The 16,933-nt window shown below is 71.6% G+C and carries 8 protein-coding genes; 3 read left to right on the top strand and 5 right to left on the bottom strand.

Annotation, left to right across the window (positions count from 1 at the left end; translation table 11 throughout):
• Window positions 1–227: 227 nt before the first annotated feature.
• Together ABD256_RS16090 and ABD256_RS16085 are read right to left on the bottom strand one after the other, a co-directional pair.
• Window positions 228–677 (bottom strand): SRPBCC family protein, encoded by a 450-nt coding sequence (locus ABD256_RS16090; RefSeq protein ID WP_344418456.1) that lies wholly within the window; start codon window positions 675–677, stop codon window positions 228–230.
• A gap of 326 nt (window positions 678–1,003) precedes the next feature.
• Entirely contained in the window at window positions 1,004–1,369 is a 366-nt protein-coding gene (locus ABD256_RS16085) for a hypothetical protein (RefSeq protein WP_344418454.1), read from the bottom strand.
• Between the two features lie 293 nt (window positions 1,370–1,662).
• Here ABD256_RS16085 and ABD256_RS16080 point away from each other — a divergent pair, with 293 nt between their 5' ends.
• Entirely contained in the window at window positions 1,663–2,601 is a 939-nt protein-coding gene (locus ABD256_RS16080; protein ID WP_344418452.1) for an iron-containing redox enzyme family protein, read from the top strand.
• 15 nt (window positions 2,602–2,616) lie between these two features.
• Here ABD256_RS16080 and ABD256_RS16075 read toward each other — a convergent pair whose 3' ends face one another.
• Window positions 2,617–2,856 (bottom strand): CDGSH iron-sulfur domain-containing protein, encoded by a 240-nt coding sequence (locus ABD256_RS16075; protein ID WP_344418451.1) that lies wholly within the window; start codon window positions 2,854–2,856, stop codon window positions 2,617–2,619.
• A 183-nt stretch (window positions 2,857–3,039) separates the two neighbouring features.
• Here ABD256_RS16075 and ABD256_RS16070 point away from each other — a divergent pair, with 183 nt between their 5' ends.
• The gene (locus ABD256_RS16070) at window positions 3,040–3,504 is read left to right on the top strand and encodes an SRPBCC family protein (RefSeq protein ID WP_344418449.1); all 465 of its coding nucleotides are present in this window, start codon (window positions 3,040–3,042) and stop codon (window positions 3,502–3,504) included.
• Window positions 3,505–3,621: 117 nt separating this feature from the next.
• A complete protein-coding gene (locus ABD256_RS16065) occupies window positions 3,622–4,518 on the top strand; it encodes a MerR family transcriptional regulator (protein WP_344418447.1) in 897 nt (298 codons plus the stop codon).
• Window positions 4,519–4,651: 133 nt separating this feature from the next.
• On the opposite strand, the gene ABD256_RS16060 is transcribed toward ABD256_RS16065, so the two are convergent.
• A complete protein-coding gene (locus ABD256_RS16060) occupies window positions 4,652–5,602 on the bottom strand; it encodes a manganese catalase family protein (protein ID WP_344418445.1) in 951 nt (316 codons plus the stop codon).
• A gap of 950 nt (window positions 5,603–6,552) precedes the next feature.
• Window positions 6,553–16,905: an SDR family NAD(P)-dependent oxidoreductase gene (locus ABD256_RS16050; protein WP_344418443.1), complete on the bottom strand. Its 10,353-nt coding sequence runs from the start codon at window positions 16,903–16,905 to the stop codon at window positions 6,553–6,555.
• Window positions 16,906–16,933: the final 28 nt, after the last annotated feature.

The raw sequence follows: 16,933 nt of genomic DNA, 5'->3' as shown, positions 1-16,933 counted from the left end.
TACTCGACCACTCTGCCAGTCAGGGGGTTTCACCGGCAGGCGATTCACCGGGAACTGAAAGACGCAGTTCACCGGGTCACTGCTGGCACCGAGGCGCCAGCAAGGGGATCAATTTCCTCGTTGACTTCCGCGCGGGAAGCAAAGCGCTATTCGAAAGAGGTCCGACGCGGCGAGACCACCATCAACGCACCACGCGATGGATCACGGGTCGCACTAGCCCGATCGGGCTAGTGCGATCGGGCCGCGCCGCGTCCCTGCACCAGATCCGACAACCTGGCCAGCGCTTCGGTGTTGCGGGGCTTGAACAACACCGCCTGGACCGGGTCCGGCACGATCTTCAGCGGGCCATCGGTCACGACCTCGGTCAGCACGACCCGCGTCCCGCCGGCCGCGGGATGCAGTTCGAGTGCGATCTCCGCTTGGCCCAGCGGCCACAGCCGGGCCGCCAACCGAAGGAAGCGGTCCTTCTCGACCGCGCGCACCACCGTGATGTCGTTGACCTGGACCGGCCACGCCCCCGAACGGTGGTGCAGCCGGGTCCCCACCTCCGGCCACCGCGGATCCACGTCGCGCACGTGGGAATTGCCCACCACCCACGCGCCGTACGACCAGCCGTCGGCCAAGACCGCGAACACCTCGGCCGCGCCGGCCGGAACCACCCGCTCGACCGCGGTCATCGCCGGCCCCTTCCGAGCACAGCCGGGCCACGATCCCGGATCACGGATTCCAGCGTGCTGGCGCCGACCATGTCCGCTCCTCAATGTTTCGGGCCCACCGGGGCCGTTCCGGACTTATTTGACCATGAAAGCCCGCGCCAGAAAGAATTGCGAGAACAATTCTCATGGCCATGATTGGGCCACTTCAGGCTATCCGCTCGTCATGGGACGCAGCGTCCACTCCCTCGGCTCGGGACCGCCGCGACTGTGGTGCATGCCGGACGTTCGTTTCCCGAAACCCCGGAGGCGGTCACGGTTCCCGGCGGGTCGCCGGGCGGCCGTGGCGCTCATCGGCGGCGATTGCCCAGCAGCGAGATCGCGCACAGGGCTCCCCACGCCGAAGCGGCCGTGACGGCTTTGACTTTCAGGTTCCGCTTCGCCAGTCCGGTACCGAAGATGACGGCGTCACCGACATCCGAGGCGACCCTCGCCCCGACCGCGACGGTGGCCGGTTTTCCCGCCGGGGCCACCGCCATCGCCACGCCGATGGCCAGATCCCGCGCCCCCATCGCCCTCGCCAGCATCGCCAGCGAACTCGCCACACCGCGGCCACGGTCGAGGTCCAGCGGGGTGGTCAAGGTAGCGGGACGGACGAGAACCGCGGCGCCGTAAGCGGCGGTGAGCACCCCGAGCACCTTGCTGGCTGATGGCATCCCTGGCTCCGTTCGTGGCTGACGGCCCGGTACCGGCCGTGGCGCGGACGCGGTGCCCGCCGCCAAGGCATACCCGCGCGGCCCGGTTCGAAACGATGAGAAACCGATGCAGCGGTCACACGGGTCGCAGTGACGTGGACGGCTCCGGCGCGTGAAAGTCCGGTACGCGGGTATCCCAGGTGGACGATCCCGTTGGAGAAAGGCCCGTCCCGATGCACCTGCCCCAGCCCCGTGGGCCGATCAGCGCCACGCTGGCCACCCACCTCCCCCAGCCACCCCACGCCCTTCCAGTCATGGCCGCGGCGCCCACCGGACCGCGTGGTGCGCTGATCGACGAGGACCTGCAACTGAGCCTGTGGATGTGCTACGAGCTGAGCTACCGCGGGTTCACCGGAATCGACGACGCCTGGGAAACCGAACCCTCCCTGCTCGCCACCCGAACCGCGCTCGAAGCACGGCTGCTGCCCGCGTTGCGGCATCTCACCGCCGCCACCCGCACCGGCGACGGCACAGCCGCACCCGAAGAGGTACCGGCACGGCTGGCCGCGGTGCTGGAATCCGGCGACGGGCCGCCGCTGGCGCTGTACCTGCAACGGGAAGCCACCGCCGGGCAGTTCGGCGAGTTCGTCGCGCACCGGTCGATCTACCACCTCAAAGAGGCCGATCCGCACAGCTGGGCGATCCCGCGCATCGGCGGCCGGGCGAAAGCCGCGCTCGTGGAGATCCAAGCCGACGAATACGGCGGTGGCCGGTTCGAACGCATGCACTCGGAACTGTTCCGCGCCACGATGCGCGCTCTGGGGCTCGACGACACCTATGGCGCGTTCCTCGACCAGGTGCCCGCGGTCACCCTGGCGGTCAGCAACACGATGTCGTTGTTCGGCATGCATCGGCGCTGGACACCCGCGCTGCTGGGACACCTCGCCGCGCTCGAAATGACCTCATCGCTGCCGAACCGCCGCTACGGCAACGGCTTGCGCCGTCTCGGTCATCAGCCCGAGGCGACGCGGTTCTACGACGAGCACGTCGAAGCCGACGCCGTGCACGAACAGCTCGCCGCGCACGACCTGTGTGGCGGCTACGCCCACGACCACCCCGGCGCGGTCGGCGACATCCTCTTCGGCGCCGCCAGCGCGCTCGCGGTCGACAACCTGATGGCCCAGCACCTCCTCGACCGCTGGCGCGACGGCCTCAGTGCCCTGCGAGACCGGACGGTCGCGATCGCTGCCTGAAAACCGCGGCGGCGGTCAGCTCCCCGGATCGAGCGCGGTCCCTTCCGGGCGAAGCGGGTCGTCCACCGGCGCGCTCGCGGCGCGGAACTTCGCGATCTTGTGGGTTCCGTCGCAAAACGGCTTGATCGCCGAACGCCCGCACCGGCACAACGCGATCGTCTCCCGCCCAGCCTCGATCACCTGCCCGCCCTGCGACCTCAGCTCCACCGCACCCCGCACCAGCAGCGGCCCGTTTTCGCACGGCGTGATGGTCACCGCCTCGTCCGTGTCCCGCGATCCGTGTTCCTTCACAAGGCCCGGATACCCGGGAACCGTCCGGCCAACCCATCGTCGTCGGCTTCATCCGCGTCGCGTGCGGAGCCGGAGTTGCATCGTTTCGGCATCGGTTCGCCGGGGTATGCCCAGCAGGCGCACACCCAACTGGAAGGACCCCTGTTCATGAGCACGATCACCGAATCCGTCGACGTCACGGTCGACGTCAGCACCGCCTACAACCAGTGGACGCAGTTCGAGACCTTCCCGGAGTTCATGGACGGCGTGGACGAAATACGCCAGCTCGACGAGACCCGCACGCACTGGACGATCAGCGTCGCCGGGGCCACGCGCGAGTTCGACGCCACCATCACCGAGCAGCACCCGGACGAGCGCGTGGCCTGGCGCTCGGACTCCGGGCCCACGCACGCGGGTGTGATCACGTTCCACCGCCTCGACAACGCGACCACCAGGGTGACCGCGCAGCTGGACATCGACCCCGAGGGCTTCGTGGAGAACGTCGCGGACAAGACCGGCATCCTCGACCGCCGGATCAAGGGCGACATGCAGCGGTTCAAGGACTTCATCGAACACCGGGAAGGCCGGGAAACCGGGTCCTGGCGCGGCGACGTCCAACGCCCTGGCGGCTGAACACGTCGGCATTCGCGGAGAACCGGTCCGGTACCGGGTGCGGTCCGCACCCGGTGCCGGACCGGGCTGCGGTAACGCCAGACCGTTCGGCCCGGACTCGTGTGACATGGTGAACGCGTGAGCGAGCGAGCGGACACCGGCGAGCACCGGCGCGGCGCGGCGTTGTGGACACCCGGCGCCGTAGCGCGCTTGCTCGACGTCTCGCCCGTCACCTTGCGGTCCTGGGACGCCCGCTACGGCCTCGGCCCGGCCGTCCGCCGCCCCGGTGCCCAACGCCGCTACTCCGATCTCGACATCCAACGGCTGCAAACCATGCAGAACCTCGTCCGCGACGGCGCGAGGCCCCGCGAAGCCGCCGCACAAGCGAAGATGGCGCTGCTCCCCGAACCGGTGGGCACCACACCGCGGCACCGACGCCACGAGCTGCGCCGCGCCGCGGAAGAGCTGCACCTGGGCCGGCTCTCCGAACTGATCGACGCCACCATCGCCGCGCACGGCATCGTGCCCGCCTGGCGCACCGTTCTCGCGCCCGTCCTGCGCTCGGTCGCCGCGGACTCCCGCAAGGCAGACGACTGCGTCGAATCCGAATGGACACTCGCGCGGGCCATCGACGCCGCGATCGATCGCCACGTCCGCGTGCTGCCCACCCCGGCCGGTCCACCCGTGGTGCTCGGTTGTTGCCGTACCGAACGGCACTCCCTGCCCCTCGCGGCTCTGTTCGCCGCCCTGCGCGAAAACCGGATACCGTCGGTTTACCTCGGCGGCATGGTCCCCCGGCGGACCATCCTCGGTTCCACCGGCAAACTCTCCGCCCCGGTCGTCGTCCTGCACTCGATGACCGCCGGGACCGCCGACACCGAACTCGTCACCGAACTCCTCGCCACAGTGACCCCACCCCGGCTCTTCCTCGCTGGACCAGGCTGGCGCGACACCCCACTCCCGTCGAAGCGGGTGTCGCGGCTCCGCGGCCTGGAGACCGGTCTGCGCCGAGTCGGCGCACTCATGACCCACTGAGCGACCCTTCTCCCCTTGGCCCGCCCTGCGTCCTTCTCGATGTCATGGCGCTCCAAGACAAGCCCTCTGCCTGCTCGTGATGTCCACAAAGGCGGGTCGTCGCGCAATGCCTTCGCGGACACCACGAACCCGGTCAGGCCAGTGCGCCGAACTTGTCCGGCTCGTCGGCCGCGGCGATCTCCGCCTCCGCGGTCGCCTGCAGGAGTTCCAGCAGCTCCGGGTCGAGTCCCGGCGAGAACTCTTCCGGGCGGGGCTTGGCGATCTTCAGCGCGGCGCCCTCGGGAGCCTGGGCCGTGGTCAGCACGTGCTCGGGGTTCGAAGGCGAGGAACCCCGCAGAATGCGCCCGGCTTCGGAGAGGTGGTCGAGGCCGAACGTGTAGTTCTTGTTCTCCAGCCCCTGTTCCAGCAGTTTCGCCACCTCGGGAAACCGCTCGCCGCTGGTCTTCGGAATGGGCAACAGCCTGCCCCAGTCGACACCGAGCGTCTCCAGCGCTTTCGCGTACGCGTTCTCGTGCGCCTGGTCACGCACGATCAGATACGCCACCGTGGTCCGAAGCGTCTTGTTCGAACTCATCTCGTATATCCGGCACTTCTGCAACCGGCCGGTGGATTCCAGCATCAGGTTGTTCAACAGGTCGAGAACGAGATTGCCGCTGTTCGAGACGTAGGACCCCGACCACGGGTTCCCGGCGGAATCGACGGGAAGGGCTCCCTGCGCGCCCACCAGGAAGTGCTGGATGTTGCCCTCGGACAACGCGTTCGCCAACGGCGTCGCGCCCTTGGCGCCGGGACCGTCGACTGCGCTCGACCGGCCGGTGTACCGGGGAGAACCGTCGGTGAGAGTGGCGATCGTGGTCGCGATCAGCTCGACGTGGCTGATCTCCTCGGTGCCGATGCCGTACAGCAGATCACGGTACGGCTTGGCCTTGGGATCCCGGAAGTTGAAGCTCTGGAACAGGTACTGCATCATGGTGCGCATCTCGCCGAATTGACCGCCCAGCCCCTCCTGAAGCGCGTTGGCGGCGGCGGGATCGGGTTCGTCGGGGACGATCTCGTTGATCATGCGCTGCACGTTGAAGAACATCGACAGACTCCTGTCTTGGCGCTTGTTCGCGGTTCGGTGGTGCAGATGACGGCACTGGCTCGCGAATCGTCGAGCCGACGACCGCCCTGATGGCGGCGAGCCCCTCCGCGGTGGCGGGGATCTTGACGAGCGGGTTCGGTTCGCCCACCGCGGCCCACGCGATGGTCGCGGAGGTGTCGCGGGCGAGCCCGGGTCGACTTCGCGGGAGACCCGGCGGGCGGCGCGGTCGTGGACGGGACGCGGAAGGTGGCACGCGGCAACGGCGACAGGCAGGGGCCGCGACGGATCGTGGCGGACGACAGCGGTGCTCGAACGTGTCATCAGTGAAATCTCCCGGGTAGCCGAGCAGAATGTAGGGTGGCCGGCTGCCGGAAGCCGACCCGAAACTCAGTTCACTGCGCTGGACACGAACAGGCGCGATCCGCGCGGACCGCGACGAGGGTTTCCCGGCAAGTCGCGGGCGAGGACATCGGGCCGGCACACTCGGCAGCGGCATACGCGTCCTTCCCTGGCAAGCGAGGTCGCCGGGGTCCAGGGCGCCACGAAGGGGCTAGGGCCGGGATAGCCCGAATCCGCAACCCCCAAACGCGCCGCGTGCTCACCGCAGGAACGGCGGCACCGATCCGAGAGGTGACCGACCGCGCGGCTCAGCAATCTCGCTGGCTGAGAGTCCGAGCGGGGTGCGCCCCTGGTCGCGGTCGCGTGGGGAGCGCTGGAGTCGGAGGGCTCCACGGTCCGGGCGGGTGGGACGCGTCAGGTTCGGCTACCCGCACCGCCACGCGAACCACTTTCCGGACACTTCCTCCGTCACGCACCTGCCGGCCAATGTGGACCGTGGAACCCGCGCCAGTTCTTCAACGGCAAGGGGAAGACCGTGCGGCTCGACATCGAAGGGTCATCTCCTTCCGCTCGGCGCGCCGAGTGCGGGATCAGCGGGGCCGTGGCCCGGGTCAGGTCGCGGCCCGGCCCAGTTCGTTGTCGATGAAGTCGAGGACCTCCGCCGCGGTCGCGGATCGGATCCTGGTCGCGACGTCGGCCGCCTCCTCCGCTTTCCCGTTCTCCGCCGCCGGATCCGACAGCCTCGCCAAGATCTGCTGGAGCCGGGCGGCCACCGCGGCTCGGCTTCGCTGGTCCTCGCCCGGCAACGCGGCTTCGAGCCGGTCCAGCTCGCGCTCGACCGGTACCGGCTCCTCGCGGGCGAACATCTCCTCCCCCAGCCGCCGAGCCGCCAGCTCCGGGGTCGGATGGTCGAACAACAGGGTGGCGGGTAGTTCGAGGCCGGTGACCTCAGCGAGCCGGTTGCGCAGTTGCACCGCGGTCAGCGAGTCGAATCCCAGGTCCTTGAAGGCCATCCGCACGTCGGGGCCGCCACGCTCCGAATAGCCCAGCACCACGGCGGTGTGGGCCCGCACCAGATCCAGCAGCGCGCGCTCCCGCTCGGCCGGCGTCAACCCGGCCAGCCGCCCCGCGAGGGATTCGGGCCCGTCGTGGGCGAGCGGCCGCCCGGCCGGGAACAACTCGCGCGCTACGGCCGGCGTCGTCGTGCCGGGGCCGGGTCGCGCCGGCAGCAGGCACGCTCTCCCCGAGTGCCAGGCGGCATCCAGCAGGCCCATGCCCTCGACGGCGGACAGCGGGCGCAACCGGCCACCATCCGGCTGCGCGCCACCGCGTTCATCCGGGCTCCAGGCGAGTGCCGTGGCAGGCAGCCCCTCGGCGTGACGTTCGCCGGCCAGCCCGTTGAGGAACGAACTGGTCACGGCATGCGCGTAGGTCGCTTGGCCGCCGAGGAGCCCAGCGGAGGAGGAGAACAACGCGAACATCGCCAGCTCCGATTCGCCGGTCAGCTCGTGCAGGTTCACCGCGGCCTCGATGCCCGGCAACTCCCCTGCCACCTCACCGGTCCGGCTCCCCATCGCGTGCACGACGCCGGTCAGCGGGTGCGCCTCCGGGATCGAAGCCAGTACCTCCGCCAGCGCACTCCGGTCGGCGGGATCACAAGCGGCCAGGTCCACTCGTGCCCCGGCCCCGGCCAGTTCCCCGGCCAGACCGCTCGCCGTACCGGCCGGGGTGGCCACCAGCAGCCGCCGTACGCCGTGCCTGGTCACGAGATGCCGTGCGACGACGGCCACCACACCATCCGGTTCCGCCTGGCAACCGGTGAGCAGCACGGTCCCCCCGGCGGCCAGCTCGCGGTCGCTGGTCGCGCCGTCGGGCACCCGGCGCAGGCGCGGAACCCACAGCAGACCGTCCCGCAGCGCCGCCTGCGGCTCGTCCGCCACCGCCAGCCGCGGCAGCAGCGGCGACGACACCTCGTCCACGTCCACCAGGACGATCCGGCTCGGTGACTCCGCTTGCAACGCACGCACCAGGCCGGCCACCGCACCACCGGCAGCAGTCCCGCCCTCGGGACCCGCCATACCGCGAACGACCAGCAGCAGGCGTGCGGAGTCCGGCGTCCCTGCTTCGAAGGCCCGTACCAGCGCCAGCACGCGGGAAAGCAGCACGCGCACCGGACCGGTACCCACCTCGGCGGCGAACACCGCGGACTGCCCGGCACCGGCCGCGAACTCGGCGGGCGCCCCGGCCTCGGTGACCGTCACCAGCCGGTCGCCCGGCGGCTCGGGCAGCGGGGCCGCGCGCCAGCACATCTCGTACAGCGAAGGAGGAACGCCTTCGAACACCCGCGCCGGCACCGGGCGGAACTCGACCGATCCGGCGGTCAGCACCGGCCGCCCGGACCGGTCGGTGGCGAACAGCGACACCGCGTCCGTCCCCGCCCGGCAGGCCAGTACCCGCAGCGCGGACGCTCCCGAAGCGTGCAGCTCCACCTGCCGCCAGCGCACGGCCGTCACGAGCCTGTCGTCGCGGGCGCTGTGCGCGGCCGCGACGAGGGCCAGTGCCTGTTCGCACAGCAGTGGATGCAGCCCGAATTCCCCGACCTCCTCGTGCCGATGTTCGGCCAGCGTGACTTCGCCCGCCGGCTCCGCCGGCCGTTCCACCTGCGGCAGCGACGGGACCAGCGTGCCGTGCGCGTGCCGGGTCCAGCCCGCGGCCTGGCCCTCGTCCGGTGCCGACGAGTACACCTCGACCGGCCGGTGCCCGTCGCCGTCCTGGCGGCCGACCGTGACTTGGATGTTCAGCCCATCCTCGGCGGGAACCAGCACCGGCCAGTCGACCTCGAACTCCGCCAACGCCGCGCACCCGACGCCGTCCCCGGCGCGGAACGCCAGGTCCAGCAGCGCCGGGTTCGGCAGCATCGGCCCGCATTCGGTGAGCCACGGCTGGATGCGCGGCGACAGCCTGCCGGTGAACACCGTGCCGTCCCCGTTCGGCAGGGGCAGCGCCGCCCCGAGGATCGGGTGCCGGATCGCGGCCAGTCCCACGGCCGCGGCAGCACCGGACGGCTCGGCGGGAGCGGGCCAGTAACGCCGGTGCTGGAAGGCGTAGGTCGGCAACGGTATGCGGCGGCCCCCGGTGCCCAGCACGGCGGACCAGTCGGCCGGACCGCCGTGCACGAACAGCTCGCCGACGCCGGAGAGCACGCCGGTGACTTCGCTGTGCTTGGCCAGGCCCCGGACCACGAGGACGCCTTCACCCCTGCCGCTGGAGTCCGCGCACTCGCGGACCAGAGCGGCCAGCGCACCGCCCGGCCCGACCTCGATCACCCGCCCCACGCCCTTTTCCAGCAGGCACTCCACGCCGTCGGCGAACCGCACCGCCTCGCGCGCGTGCCTGCTCCAGTAACCGGGATCGCCGAGCAGGTCCGCGGTGGCAGGACCGCCGGTCAGGTTCGAGACGAGCGGGATTCTCGGGGCGTGGAAGGCAAGGGCCCGGACCGCGTCCGCCAGTTCACCGGTGACCGCGTCGACTTGCGGAGAGTGGAAGGCATGGCTCACCCGTAGCCTGCGGGTACGCCAGCCCCGCCGCTTGCATTCTTCCTCCACCGTCGTCACGGCATCCCCGTCGCCGGAGACCACCACCGATCCCGGCGCGTTCACCGCCGCGATCGCGACCTGCGGCGGCAGCAGGGGTGTCACGTCGCTTTCCGCGGCGGCCACGGACACCATCGTGCCTCCCGACGGCAGGCTCTGCATCAGCTTGCCCCGGGTGGCCACCAGCGCGCAGGCGTCGGCCAGAGACAGCACGCCTGCCGCCTGCGCCGCCGCGATCTCTCCGATCGAGTGGCCCAGCACCACATCCGGTCTGACCCCCCACGATTCCAGCAGCCGGAAGCAGGCCGTTTCGACCGCGAACAGCGCGGGCTGCGCGAAAATCGTCTGATCGAGCAGGTTCGCCTTCGCGGAGCCCGGTGCCGCGAACACCACGTCGCGAACCGTGCAGCGGACCTCGCTCCCGAGGTGCCCGTCGAGCAGGGAGCAGGTTTCGTCGAAACTCGCCGCGAAAACTGGGAAGGCGTCGTGCAACTCCTTGCCCATTCCGGCGAACTGGCTGCCCTGGCCCGAGAACACCATGCCGAGACCGGTCCTTCCGGCGCGCGCACCGCTGACGACGCCCGGTGCCGGAACACCGCTGCCGAGCGCGCCGAGTCCGGACCGCAGTTCGTCCCGGTCCTTCGCCAGCACCACCGCCCGCCACCCCAGCAGTGCCCTGGTTTCCAGCAACGAGCGGCTGATGTCCGCGAGCTCCGCCTGGCCGTCCACGACGGGTTCCAGCCGCCTGGCCTGTGCGCGAAGTGCCGCCTCGTCACACGCGGACACCACGAACGGGAACACCACGGGAAGTTCCGGCGCGGCGGGCGGCCCGGCGTGCTTCTGGTCCGGCTGTTCGAGCAGGACGTGGGCGTTGGTGCCGCTGACGCCGAAGGAGGACACCCCGGCCCGCCGAGGCCGTCCGGTCTCGGGCCAGTCCCGCCGCTGGGTCAGCAGTTCCACCGCGCCCGCCGCCCAGTCCACTTCGGACGTCGCGGAGTCCACGTGCAGCGTCTTCGGCAGCACCCCGTGCCGGATCGCCTGCACCATCTTGATCACCCCGGCCACCCCCGCGGCGCCCTGCATGTGCCCGAGGTTCGACTTCAGCGAGCCGAGCAGGAGCGGCAGCCCTTCGGGACGGCTCTGCCCATAGGTCGCCAGCAACGCCTGCGCCTCGATCGGATCACCGAGCCGGGTGCCGGTACCGTGCGCCTCCACCGCGTCTACGTCCATAGTGGACAGACCAGCGCTCGACAGCGCCTGCCGGATCACCCGCTGCTGCGAAGGCCCGTTCGGCGCGGTCAATCCGTTCGAAGCGCCGTCGGAGTTCACCGCCGAGCCGCGCACCACCGCCAGCACCGGGTGTCCCCTGCGTTCGGCATCGGACATCCGTTCCAGCAGCACCAGGCCCACGCCCTCGGACCAGGCCGTGCCGTCCGCCGCCGCCGCGAACGACTTGCACCGGCCGTCCGGGGCGAGGCCGCGCTGGCGGGAGAACTCCACGAATCCCCGTGGCGTGGCCATCACGGTCGAGCCACCGGCCAGTGCCATCGAACACTCGCCCTGCCGCAGGGCCTGTGCGGCCAGGTGAATCGTGACCAGCGAAGACGAGCAGGCCGTGTCCACGGTGATCGCGGGCCCCTCCAGGCCGAAGGTGTAGGCCACCCGGCCGGACACCACGCTGCCGGAGATGCCGGTGATCCGGTAGCCCTCCAGCTCCCCGTCGCCCTGGTGCAAGCGCTGGTCGTAATCATGGTTGGTCACGCCGGTGAAGACACCGGTGTCGGTGCCCTTCAACGAGGTCGGGTCGATTCCTGCCCGCTCGAACGCCTCCCAGGCCACCTCCAGCAGCAAGCGCTGCTGCGGATCCATCGCCAGCGCTTCACGCGGGCTGATCCCGAAGAGGCCGGCGTCGAATCCCGCCGCGTCCGCCAGGAACGCGCCCTGGCGGACGTAGGACGTGCCTGCGTGGTCGGGGTCCGGGTCGAAGAGCCGGTCCAGCTCCCAGCCCCGGTCTTCGGGGAACTCCGACACGGCATCGACCTCGCCGACCACGAGGTCCCACAGTTCCTCCGGCGAGCAGACGCCGCCCGGCATGCGGCAGGACATGGCCACGATGGCGATCGGCTCGTCCGGCGGTGCGACCGGGGCCGCCGCCACGGACGGCACCGGTGCCGCACCGGCCAGCCGCTGCCCGAGGTGCGCGGCGAGCGCGGCGGGGGTCGGCTGGTCGAAGACCAGGGTCGCGGGCAGCCGCAGCCCGGTGGCCGCGGCCAGCCGGTTGCGCAGCTCGACGCCGGTGAGCGAGTCGAGCCCGAGGTCCTTGAAGGCCCTGGTGTCCTCTCCCGGATCGAGCGCGGGGTGGGCGAGCACGACCGCGGCCGTCCGCCGGACCAGGTCGAGCACGGCCTGCTCCCGATCCGCGGCGGGCAGCGCGGCCAGCCGCCCGGCGAACGTGTCCCCGTCCGCCGAGTTGTCCGGCACGATCCGCCGGCGTGGTTCGACCAGGTCCCGCAGCAGCGCGGACACGGTGGCGCCCGGCACCGCCGCCAGGTCGAGGTCGAGCGGGACCAGCGCGGGATCGCCGGACCCGAGCGCGGCGTCGAACAGGGCCAGGCCGGCCTCCGCCGGGAGTGGCCGGATGCCGGCACCGGCCATCCGGCCGCGATCGGTCTCGGACAGGGTCCGGGTCAGCCCGGTGGCCGGTGCCCACAGCCCCCAGGCGAGGGAGGTCGCGGGCAGCCCCTGCGCGTGGCGTTCCCGCGCGAGACCGTCCAGGAACCCGTTCGCCGCCGCGTAGTTGGCCTGCCCCGCGCTGCCCAGCACGCCGGCCGCCGACGAGAACAGGACGAACGCGGCCAGTTCGCTGTCCCTGGTGAGCTCGTGCAGGTTGACCGCGCCGTCCACCTTCGGCCGGAACACCTCGTCGAGCCGCTCCGGGGTCAACGCGGACAGCACCCCGTCATCCAGCACCCCCGCCAGGTGCACCACCCCGGTCAGCGGATGCGCCACCGGAATCCCCGCCAGCACCTCCGCCAGCGCGACCCGATCGGCCACATCCGCGGCCACGACCTCCACCGACGCCCCCGCCGCGGTCAACGCCCCCACCAATTCGGATACCCCCTCGGCGGCAGGCCCCCGCCTGCTCACCAGCACCAACCGCCGCACCCCGTGCACCGCCACCACGTGCCGCGCCACGATCCCACCCAACACGCCGGTACCACCGGTGATCAGCACCGTGCCCGCCGGATCCAGCGCGGGCGGCGGTCCCGGCTCGGCGGCGTAGTCCAACCGCGGCACCAGAGCCGTCCCAGCGCGCATCGCGATCTGCGGCCCGGCCCCGGCCACCACACCCGGCAGCGCGGCCCAGGACCGCTCGTCGTCGTCGGTGTCCACCAGCACGATCCGGCCCGGCTCCTCCACCTGCGCCGAACGCACCAAACCCCACACCGCCGACCCCACCGCCGAACCACCACCCGGACCGACCCCACCCCTGGTCACCACCACCAGACGAGCGGAATCCCACACCGGATCACCGACGAACGACCGCACCGCCGCCAGCACCCGCGACAGGACCGCACGCACATCACCGTCCTCGACGGACAGCACCAGCGTCCCCGGTCCGTCCGATGTAGACAGTGCGGGGAGATCGGTCGCCCGGCGAACCGGCACCCCTTGCAGGTCGGGTACCCCGGGGCCGACCACCGCCCAGGTCCGGGGATCCGGTTCCGCGCGGACGGGCGACTCGCGCCACCGCACGCCGAACAGGGCGCCACCGTGGCGGCCGGGACCGGCCAGGCGCTCGGCCGAGATCGGCCGGAACACCAGCTCGCCGACCGTGGCGACGGGCCGTCCGTCCTGATCCGCCAGCTGAAGGGACACCACCGAGGTCCCGGCCGACACGGCGCGAACCCGGACCATCGAGGGACCCGAGGCGTGGAAGGTCACGTTGTTCCAGGAGAACGGGAGCCCGACCGCGCCGTCCCTTTCCATCACGCTCTGCCCGGCGAAACTGCTGGCGTGCAAGGCACACTCCAGCAACGCCGGATGCACGGTGAACCCCTCACCCCGTCGCCGCTGCTCGCCGGTCAGCACGACTTCGCCGAACACCTCGTCGCCGCGCCGCCACAACCTCCGCAACCGCCGGAACTCCGGGCCGTAGGCCAATCCCGCCGAAGCGAAATCGTCATACACACCACTGAGGTCGACCGGCGTGGCGCCCGGCGGGGGCCAGTCCGCCAGTTCGAAGGGAAGCTCCTCGACGGCCGGGCCCAGAAAGCCGCTGGCGTGGCGGATCCACTCGCCCGCATCCGCGCGGGAGAAGACACGCACCTGACGGCGCCCACCGTGTTCCGGATCGCCCACCTGCAGGCGGAGCCGCACCGCATCCCGCTCCCCCACCACCAGCGGCGCCTCGATCACCAGTTCCTCCAGGACCGGGCAGCCCACCTCGTCACCGGCGCGCACCACCAGCTCCACCAGCGCGACACCGGGGAACACCACCGTGCCGAACACGAGGTGATCGGCCAGCCAGGGTTGGGCGGCCAGGGACAGCCTGCCGCTGAGCACCACACCGCCGGGCAAGGCGGCGGCCGCGCCGAGCAGCGGATGCCCGACCGCGGTCAGCCCAGCCGACTCCACGCCGCCGGGCGTCGCCCGCGCCTCGAGCCAGTAGCGCTCCCGCTGGAAGGCGTAGGTGGGCAGATCGAGGTGCCTTCCGCCGCCGGTCAGCGGCGTCCAGTCCACCGGTGCGCCCCGGACGTGCAGTTCGGCGGCGGAAAGCAGAAAGCGGTCGAGGCCGCCGTCGTCGCGACGCAAGGTACCGGTGACCACCGTGGCGGGCGCCGGGTCACGGTGCCCGGCGATCTCCTGCACGCTGGTGGTCAGCACCGGATGGGGACTCACCTCCACGAACGCGCGGTGACCGCTCGCGAGCAGCCCCTCCACCGCGGTCTCGAACCGCACCGGCGCACGCAGGTTGCGGTACCAGTACCCGCCGTCCAGTTCGGTGGTGTCCACCCAGCCACCGGTCACCGTGGAGAAGAACGGCACCTCCGAGCGCTTCGGCCGGACCGAGGCCAGCGCGGTGCGCAGTTCTTCGCGAATGCCTTCGACCTGGGGCGAATGGCCCGCGAAATCCACCCCCGGCAGCCGCCAGCGCAGCATTCCCGCGGCGGAAAGCCGTCGCTCGAACGCACTCATCGAGGCCGTGCCACCGGAAACGGTCACCGACGCCGGCCCGTTGACCGCCGCGACGCACAGTTCCCCTTCGTATTCCGAGAGCATCTCCCCGACCTGTTCCCGCCCGGCCACCACGGAGAGCATGGCGCCCTTCCCGGACAGTTCCCCGGCGATCACCCGTGACCGCAGCACGACGATCCGCGCCGCCTCGGCCAGCGGCAGCGCCTCCACCACGCACGCCGCCGCGAGCTCGCCTTGGGAATGCCCGACGACCGCCTCCGGCAGCACCCCCGCCGAACGCCACAGCTCGGCCAGCGACACCATCACGGCGAAGGACACCGGCTGCACCACATCGACCCGCTCCAGCGCGGCGGGGTCGCCGAGGGCGTCCCACAGCGACCAGCCCGCCAGCTCCCGCAGCACCTCGGCGCATTCGGCGATGCGGCGGCCGAACACCGGGGAGGTCTCCCACAGCTCCCGCGCCATGCCTGGCCAGTGCGAGCCCTGGCCGGGGAAAACGAAAACCAGGCGGCCTTCGACGTCAGCCGCTCCCGACACCACGCCGCGCGCCGGTTCACCGGCGCCCAGCGCCGCGAGCCCGGGTACCAGCTCCGCCGGGCGGCCGACCACCACGCCGCGGTGGTCCAGCTGGGCACGTCCGGTCAGCAGCGACCGGGCAAGGGCGCCGGGCTCCAGGTCCACTCGCGACTCGGCGAAAGCCCGGATCCGGCAAGCCTGCGCGCGAAGTCCCGCGGCGCCACGGCCGGACACCAGCAGTGGCAGCACCGCGGGAACCGTTTCGGCGCCCGCGGTCGCGTCCGCCGGCGCCTGTTCGAGGAGCACATGAGCGTTGGTGCCACTGGCCCCGAACGCCGACAACCCCACCCGCCGCGGACGCCCGGTCTCCGGCCACGCACGCCGCTCGGTCAGCAGCTCCACCGCGCCGGTGCCCCAGTCCACCTCCGGGGTCGGCCGCTCGGTGTGCAAGGACCTGGGCAACAGCCCGTGCCGCATGGCCAGCACCATCTTGAGCACCCCGGCGACCCCGGCCGCGCCCTGGGTGTGCCCGATGTTCGACTTGACCGAGCCCAGCCACAGCGGCCGCCCGTGCGGACGGTCCCGGCCGTAGGTGGCCAGCAGGGCCTGCGCCTCGATCGGGTCGCCCAGCCTGGTCCCGGTTCCGTGCGCCTCCACCGCGTCCACGTCCGATGTGGACAGACCGGCGTCGGCGAGCGCCCGGCGGATCACCCGCTGCTGGGCCGGGCCGTTCGGCGCGGTCAGCCCGTTCGAGGCGCCGTCCTGGTTGACCGCCGAACCGCGCACCAGCGCGAGCACCCGATGCCCGTGACGACGGGCGGCCGTCACCGGCTCCAGCAGCACCAAGCCGATGCCCTCGCCCCAAGCCGTGCCGTCCGCGTCCGCCGAGAACGCCTTGCACCGGCCGTCCGGGGCCAGCGCGCGCTGCCGGGAGAACTCGATGAAGGTGTCCGGCGTGGCCATCACCGTCACCCCGCCCGCCACCGCCATCGAGCACTCACCGCGCCGGAGTGCCTGTACCGCGAGGTGAACCGCCACCAGCGAAGACGAGCACGCGGTGTCGACGGTGATCGCGGGCCCTTCCAGGCCGAAGGTGTAGGCCACCCTGCCGATCGCCGCGCTGCCCGAGTTCCCGGTGCCCAGGTAGCCTTCGAGCTCCACCGGGATGGGCCGGAGCCGGGTGCCGTGATCGTGGTTGATCACACCGCCGAAGACACCGGTGTCACTGCCCTTCATCGAGGCGGGGTCGATTCCGGCGCGTTCGAACAGCTCCCAGCACACCTCCAGGAGCAACCGCTGCTGCGGGTCCATGGCCAGCGCTTCGCGCGGGCTGATGCCGAAGAAGTCCGCGTCGAAGTCCGCCATGTCGTGCAGGAACGCGCCGTCGCGCACGTAGGACCTGCCCGTGCGGTCCGGGTCGGGGTCGAACAGGTTCGCCAGGTCCCAGCCGCGGTCGGCCGGGAACCCGCCGATCGCGTCCACCTCGCCGTCGACCAGCGCCCAGAGGTCCTCCGGTGACCGCACCCCGCCCGGAAAGCGGCAGGCCATCCCGACGATCGCGATCGGCTCGGCCCTGCCGCCGGCCCGGCGCAACCGGTCGTTCTCCTTCAACGACGCCCGAAGGGCTTCGACGAGTTGTTCGCGGGAGGTCGTCACGTTCGTTCCTTCGCGCTCGGGGATCCGG

Origin of the sequence: Amycolatopsis minnesotensis, from assembly GCF_039529815.1 — a bacterium.
Taxonomy (GTDB): domain Bacteria; phylum Actinomycetota; class Actinomycetes; order Mycobacteriales; family Pseudonocardiaceae; genus Amycolatopsis; species Amycolatopsis minnesotensis.
The sequence above is the reverse complement of the archived record's forward strand: the minus strand, read 5'-3'. Positions and strand labels throughout refer to the sequence as shown.

Coding starts and splice junctions, on each gene's coding strand:
- ABD256_RS16070 (WP_344418449.1), top strand. CDS start 3,040: ATGAGCACGATCACCGAATCCGTCGACGTCACGGTCGACGTCAGCACC.
- ABD256_RS16060 (WP_344418445.1), bottom strand. CDS start 5,602: ATGTTCTTCAACGTGCAGCGCATGATCAACGAGATCGTCCCCGACGAA.
- ABD256_RS16085 (WP_344418454.1), bottom strand. CDS start 1,369: ATGCCATCAGCCAGCAAGGTGCTCGGGGTGCTCACCGCCGCTTACGGC.
- ABD256_RS16080 (WP_344418452.1), top strand. CDS start 1,663: ATGGCCGCGGCGCCCACCGGACCGCGTGGTGCGCTGATCGACGAGGAC.
- ABD256_RS16090 (WP_344418456.1), bottom strand. CDS start 677: ATGACCGCGGTCGAGCGGGTGGTTCCGGCCGGCGCGGCCGAGGTGTTC.